General features: G+C 43.9%; 5 protein-coding genes and 1 pseudogene. 4 read left to right on the top strand and 2 right to left on the bottom strand.

The genetic code is table 11. The features are described from left to right. A partial coding sequence (locus OEZ43_20710; protein MDH5548006.1) for a polyketide synthase occupies positions 1–1429 on the bottom strand: 1429 nt, incomplete at its 3' end. Between the two features lie 33 nt (positions 1430–1462). Further along, entirely contained in the window at positions 1463–3712 is a 2250-nt protein-coding gene (locus OEZ43_20705) for an AMP-binding protein (protein ID MDH5548005.1), read from the bottom strand. A 377-nt stretch (positions 3713–4089) separates the two neighbouring features. On the opposite strand from OEZ43_20705, the pseudogene OEZ43_20700 reads away from it, so the two are divergent. The 4 genes and pseudogenes from OEZ43_20700 to OEZ43_20685 all read left to right on the top strand — a co-directional run bounded on the left by OEZ43_20700 (position 4090) and on the right by OEZ43_20685 (position 7192). After that, positions 4090–4290 (top strand): annotated as a pseudogene (locus tag OEZ43_20700) (MbtH family NRPS accessory protein). A gap of 264 nt (positions 4291–4554) precedes the next feature. Continuing rightward, entirely contained in the window at positions 4555–5367 is an 813-nt protein-coding gene (locus OEZ43_20695) for a thioesterase domain-containing protein (GenBank protein ID MDH5548004.1), read from the top strand. 41 nt (positions 5368–5408) lie between these two features. Further along, a complete protein-coding gene (locus tag OEZ43_20690; protein MDH5548003.1) occupies positions 5409–6497 on the top strand; it encodes an efflux RND transporter periplasmic adaptor subunit in 1089 nt (362 codons plus the stop codon). Further along, a complete protein-coding gene (locus OEZ43_20685) occupies positions 6494–7192 on the top strand; it encodes an ABC transporter ATP-binding protein (GenBank protein ID MDH5548002.1) in 699 nt (232 codons plus the stop codon). Before OEZ43_20690 ends, OEZ43_20685 begins: the two co-directional genes overlap by 4 nt. Positions 7193–7225 lie beyond the last annotated feature (33 nt).

Here is a 7225-nt window from a genome sequence, read left to right as displayed (position 1 = left end):
GGCGTTCAACTTCCGAAGTGAGGGCAGCGGTTTGGGGTGCTTCTTCGAGTATCACGTGGGCATTAGTTCCACTGAACCCAAAGGAGCTCACACCTGCCAGGCGTCGGCGGTTTTTGTCGCGGGGCCAAGGAGTCGTCTTAGTCGGAACTTTGAGAAATGACTGGTCCCAGGCTATATAGGGATTCGGTTTATTGAAGTGGAGATTCGGCGGAATTGCCTGGTTTTGTAAACAAAGTAACGTCTTAATGAGTGACGCCATACCTGCCGCCGATTCTAAGTGGCCAATATTCGTTTTGACAGCACCTAAAAGCAATGGGTTGTCTTTCGTTCTGTTCCTACCCAAAACATTTGAGAGAGCCTGAACTTCGATAGGGTCACCCAATGGTGTTCCAGTACCGTGTGTTTCAACGTACTGAATATCGCTCGAGTCAACTCTAGATTTTGAGAGGGTCTCAGAAATCAACGCTTCCTGCATCGGGCCGTTAGGAGCGGTTAATCCATTAGACTGGCCATCGTGATTAATCGCAGAATCGACTATGACAGCAAGTATATTGTCTCCTGCGTCGACAGCATCGCTCATTCGCTTTAGGACAACCATTGCACAACCTTCCCCACGCACGTATCCATCGGCATCTGAATCGAAGGTTTGGCAACGTCCGCTGGGTGATAGTGCGTTTAGTCGGCATAAGCCTATGGTGGCGTCAGGCGTTAGCATCAAATTTACAGCACCGACAAGGGCAGTGTTGGTCTCACCTTGACGAAGACTTTGGATGCCGAGGTGAAGTGCGACCATAGAAGAGGAGCATGATGTATCAACTTGTATGGCGGGCCCATGAAATCCAAAAGTGTGAGATATTCTTCCGGCGGCAATACTTCGTGTCGTTCCAAGCGCGACATGAGAGTTAAAAATTGCCGCGTCAGGCGATTTGACCGACAAACGTAAATAGTCATCGGTACTCATGCCAACAAACACGCCGGTTTTCGAATTTTTATAACTATCTATTGGAGCGCAACTGGACTCAAGGCTTTCCCAAGCAGTTTCCAATAGCAATCGTTGTTGTGGGTCCAACCCCTCAGCTTCTCTGGGAGAAATACCAAAGACTAGAGGATCAAAATTCTCGATATTGTCGAGAAACGCACCATACTTGGTGTAAATTTTCCCATCGGCACTTTTATCAGTATCGAACAACTCATCTGCGGGCCAACGATTGTCCGGAATTTCACTGACGGCATCGACGCCGTCGACCAAAAGCTGCCAATAGGATTCCGTGTCTGTTACATTCCCGGGAAAACGGCAAGCAACTCCCGTGATTGCAATGGGTTCGGCGTTTTTTGAACTATATTTTTTAAGGTCTGACTTTAATCGAGAGATTTCGAAATATGATTTCTCTAGTAATTTTCTAAAGTCTATCTCGTCATCGGTACTCATGGCTATAATATCTTCCAGTTGAACGATCTGTTGTTATTTGCTGGGCTCAGAAATTTCATCCGAGAGTAACTTTGCTAGTTCTTTATTGGACAATTTGGAGATATCAATACCATCTTCGGCTTCCTGGTACGTTGTACCGGGGGTGAAAAAAATTTGAGCCTCTTGATCTGTCTCATCGCAACCAACTTTGTTCTGAATCAAATATTCCTCGGCTAAAAAAGAAGCTGCTTCCTTAATCGTGGGATAGTTCCACGCTAACATCGGCGAAACCGGGAATCCAAGGAATTTCTCCATCGTTGCGGTAAGCTCTACAGCCTCTACCGAACCAAGTCCTAGCGACGAAAATGTTTGTTCTGGATAAATATTGTTTTCACTAAGATTCTGTGATTTTGCGATATATTGTGTTATCCACGCCGTGATATTTTCTTGGTTCCACGGTTGAGATGATTGGAAAGATGATTTTTTTTCGACAAATGTTTGGAAGGCGTGGTCATTACGAATAGGCAATTTCCATTCATCAATTGCCACTAGTCCCTCGGATTTATAGAGCGATTTAGTTTGTTTGCGCTGTATTTTTCCGCTCGTTGTTCTAGGTAGAGTCCCTAATGAAACAAGAATGAGCTCACTTGGCGTGATATTAAAATCGCCACTAGTGGCTTGGCGAATGGCGTCCAGCAGTTTCAGGGTCGAACCTTTATAACGTTTGTCGATTTCCTGTACTATAATTAGTTGTTCAGCGCGGTTTTGATCACTAACCGAGAATGCTGCTGTACTACCTCTCATAAACGCGTTGTGGCTATTTTTTGCGCTAAACTCCAAATCCTGTGGGTATAAGTTCCTCCCATTAATGATGATTAAGTCCTTTAGTCGCCCTGTGACGAATATCCGTTCTTGAGAAATAAAGCCCAGATCACCAGTTCGTAAAAAGGGGCCCTGCGAGGTATTCTTTATATAAGCGTTGAAGGTATATTCAGACTCTATTTTATTATTCCAGTAGCCCTTTGCAATACTTGGACCCTGAATCCAAATTTCGCCGACAACGTTGTCGGCGCATTTTTCAAGCGAAGCAGGGTCTACAATAACGATATTTTGTCCTACTAGCGCGCTTCCGCAACTGACGAGTTCGACGTGTGTTTTCAGTTCCGCCGTGGTACTTATCTCGATCTTTCCGGTCTCCAGAGAAGATCGGCTGACCGAAACAGAAAACGGTTCGTGTGGAGTAGGGGAGCTAGAGGCTATTAGCGTTGCTTCGGCAAGGCCATAACAGGGCCTCAAAGTCGTTGGGCTTAAGCCACATTCTTTAAAAGTTTCATAAAATCGATGCAACGTTTCTTTTCTGATGGGCTCTGCGCCATTAAAGGCAACTTTCCAACTAGATAAATTTAGAGTTGACTTCTGTTCAGATGTTATTTTCTGACAACACAATTCATATGCGAAGTTTGGGGCGCCGCTATGGGTTGCACCGAATTCGGAGATTGCACGTAGCCAGCGAAAGGGGCTCTGTAAAAATTGGGTGGGCGGCATCAAAATCGACAATACGTCATCATATAAAGGATTGAGAATCGCCCCAATTAAGCCCATGTCGTGATAAGGGGGTAACCAACTGACGTTTATGCTTGTCGGTTCAACTTGAAATGCTAGCGCACTTTGCATCGAATTGTGACTTAGGTTCCGATGGGAAATCATGACGCCTTTCGGGAAGCCCGTTGAACCTGAGGTGTATTGGATGATTGCAGTTGCGTCTAAATCAATGTCCTTAGGAGATACTATGGGTGTACTATGAATGCTTTCTTCTAGGGTGTCCGTGGCAAGCAGCTCGACATTTTCGAAACTGTCAGCGAATCTTCCACGCAATTTTTCAGTCGTCAATATGATATTGCAATCGGAGTCCTTAATAATATTGCGGATATTGTGCATCAGTCGATTGTTCATTGGTGGATAGGCGGGTATGGCAATGACTTCAGCAGAAATACAACCAATCAACGCCTCAATGTAAGCCAGGCCGGGGGGAAACAGAAGAAGGCAGCGATCATATTTAGATACATGCTCTAGTAACATTGCTGCTATGATTTGGCTGCGAAGAAAGAGACGTTCGTAGGTAATATCCGTCGCAATTTGATCGCTGGTGTTGAGAAACTTGAATACTAATTTCTGCGGTGTTTTTGAAAACCGGTTATAAATTATGTCTACGAAGCTAAAATAATTGTGTATATCCATATGTTCAATATTGTACTTGTAGTATTCAGCATGCCCATGGACATATTTACTTGGCGCTACATCCATACACCAAAGGGTAAAACAGCATTCATTTTTTTGAACGAGTTTTTCTAATTATTTATATACAGCAGCCTATTTCGGTTGGCGGTCTCTATCCTATTCTTGCGTTTAACTTCAAAGCATTAAACTACAACGCGACCAAGCATAAACTATTGGTTAATCACGCTCAAGTCTATTCGTTGATTTTAGTTTGAGTGTAAAACTAGAGCTTGTCATTTGATGAGGCAGTTACTAAGTGATCGACCTTGGTCGGAAAGGATGATATGAAATATTTATGTCTTATTGTCGTATTGATCCAACAAATTGGCTTGTAAGAAAAAAATATATTCTGCATAATCCAGCGTGCGCTATAAGATTTAAATTTAAAATGGAGTTCAAGAATAATGTCGCAAGAAGAAGATTTAACTAATTACCTAGTCGTTGTAAATCATGAAGAGCAGTATTCCATCTGGCCCGACTTTAAAGAGATCCCTGTAGGGTGGACACAGGTCGGGGAAAGCGGTCCCAAAGACAAATGTTTGCAGTATATAGAAACAGTATGGACCGATATGAGACCACTAAGTTTACGTAAGCAGATGGAAGAGTGGGAGAGCAAAGGGCAGGAAGCACTTGCAGCTAATGATAAAGCGGAAATCTCCGCTGATGATCCAGGAACGACGGTGCCAAAGGGCGAGCCAGTCAGTGCGGCTTGAGACAGTCGGCTGCAACAAAAATAAGAATCCATAATAAGGTTATATATGCGTTGCGACGGACGATGTTGGGCTGCACTTGACAACGTCCGGCGTGAGGATCGATCGCCGTAACTTTGCACAAAGTTGCGGAATTGCTAGGACGCCCTCTCATTTATTATGAATGGAAGAAAGTGGTTTCGTGTCAATGCGCCCGAAAATGGTGCGTCAATTAGGCTGTTTTGTTTCCCCTATGCTGGCGGCAGTGAGCATGTATTTGCCAGCTGGTCAAAACAATTACCCAAAGAAATTGCGGTTTGTCCTTTGCTGTTGCCAGGTAGAGGGGCTCGAATTCGAGAGAAACCTGGCGTAAAGCTATCTTTTCTTCTGTCTGAACTATCCATAGCCATAAAAGAATATTCGGATCTTCCATTTGCGTTTTTCGGTCATAGTATGGGGGCCATGCTTTCCTATGAATTGTCCGTGCGAATTCGTGAAGATCATGGATTGGTGCCGGAACATCTTTTTGTGTCAGGTCGGGGTGCTCCCCAGTGTGAGCGTCCGCCAACAAGTCGCAGGCCCAAATCGATGGCTGCTTTGTCCGATAGTGAATTTATTAAAGAGTTAAAAAAATTTGAAGGCACTCCCGAACAAATTTTTAGTGACAAAGAGCTTTTGAATCTATTCCTTCCCATTCTTCGATCGGATTTTGAATTGGCAGACAGATATGAATATCAGCAGAAGGAGCCTCTCAATTGTCCAATAACGGCTTTTGGTGGTCGCGGAGAGTTGGATGAGGTTTCAATTGAAAATTTGCGCGGGTGGTCCGACCGTACTTGTGTACAGTTCGACAAATTTCTGTTTGAAGGAGGGCACTTTTTCATAAAAAGTGCGGAACGGAGAATTTTGGAGACAATCGCTCATAAATGTAGGAATGCGTTTAGTCGAGGAGCCGGTACGCTGTATCGAGCTTCCTCTGTTTATAGTATATAAACGATGTGGCATCGAAATTCTTTAGCTGGAAGATATTTGATATGAAAACTTTAGCAATTGCTGTACTTCTAGTGATTTCCGTGGCGCTAGCGACGAACCATTTTTTGCAGTTCGGGGGGAATGAAACAGCAAAAGTTGAATCGGTCAATGTATCACAGGAGTCTATAAAAGAAACGCTAGTCATACCTGGGTACGTATCACCGTTAAAGCGATTGGATATATCCAGTCAAATTAGCGGGAAAGTTGCTAAAGTACATGTGCGTGAAGGTGATTCAGTCGTTAAGGGACAATTATTAGTTTCTATGACTGACGATGAGATGAAAGTGACTGAAGAAAAAGAAAAAGCGAATCTGGAAAAAACAAGACAAGATGAAAAAGCGGCGAAACGAAGCTATGACAGGTTAAGTGAACTGTTGCGCTTAGGGGGGGTTGCGCAACAAGAAGTCATGGATGCGGAGATCAAATGGGAAAGTGCCAAGAAGTTAGTCGAGGTACAGAAGAAAAATCTAGAGCTCGTTGCGTTGGAGTCAAAAAAACTAGCGCTTGTCGCCCCGTTTACCGGCGTAATATCTGAATTGCTCGTCGAGGAAGGGCAATGGCTGACGTCGTCATCTGTGATTGGCGGGATATTAGACAATACATCAGTCGAAGTAATTGCGGAAACAGATCCCGCAGATCTTCAGAAATTGGCGCTTAGTCAACCAGTTTCTATTGTTTTAACCACCACCAACGAAAACAAGAGTGAATATAGCGGTAAAATTTCTCGAATTGGCGTTGAGGCAAAAAGCGAAAAAAGAAGCAACGTAGTAAAGGTGTTTATCCAGCTAACAAATGAGCGCTCAGATTTGAGAATTGGGCAACTAGTCGATGTTGAGGTGGTAACACGGTTGAGAAAGGATGTCGTCGCTGTACCTGCTGCTTCACTAATACAAAGGCGCGGTGGGGCGTACGTTGCTTTGGTTTATGAGCGGAAAGTCAAATTGGTAAAGGTAGAAACCGGAATTGCGGATTTTTACCATGTGGAAATAGTTAAAGGGCTTGAATTGGGCGAAAGTATCATTTATGACCCCTATTCATCGATCGCAGACGGCGACGAGGTTGAGTTGCTGCATCTGAGTGCAGCTGAATGATTTCCTTGCAAGACGTTTGTAAATCGTACGCATTAAATAGTGATGTGGTACCAATTTTAAAAAATATTTCACTCGATATAAAAGCCGGGGAATACGTAGCGATCGTCGGTCCATCGGGATCTGGTAAATCAACTTTACTACATATATTGGGGATGTTAGATCGGGCTAGCTCTGGCCAATATCATTTCTTTGGTAAAGACATTAGAGCTTGCAGTGATGATGAATTGGCCGAGATGAGACGTTATAGCATTGGTTTTGTTTTTCAAATGTTTAATCTTATGCCAAGAGTCTCGGCATGGGAAAATGCGGAACTCTCTCTAATCTATCAGGGATTGACAAAAAAGCGTAGAAAGGCGATGGCTATGGAGGCCTTAGAAAATGTTGGGCTAGCTGATTATGCGAACTACAAGCCGTCGCAAATGTCAGGAGGTATGCAGCAACGAGTTGCCATTGCAAGAGCGTTGGTCAGCAATCCAGATGTCGTGTTTGCGGACGAACCCACTGGGAGTCTCGATTCGAAATCAGGGCAAGATGTATTGGAAATATTTAAGAGGCTGCACTCAATGGACAAAACTATTGTAGTCATCACGCATGACGAAAAAGTAGCGCAACATGCGGATCGCGTCATCGGAATAAGGGACGGCGAAATAGAATACGATAGATACACTGAAGACAATACGGCTCTAACTGCATGAATAACATGTTGTGTAAGTAAATCATGACCTTAC

The organism is Gammaproteobacteria bacterium (genome assembly GCA_029881255.1).
Classification (GTDB): Bacteria; Pseudomonadota; Gammaproteobacteria; order S012-40; family S012-40; genus JAOUMY01.
The sequence above is the reverse complement of the archived record's forward strand: the minus strand, read 5'-3'. Positions and strand labels throughout refer to the sequence as shown.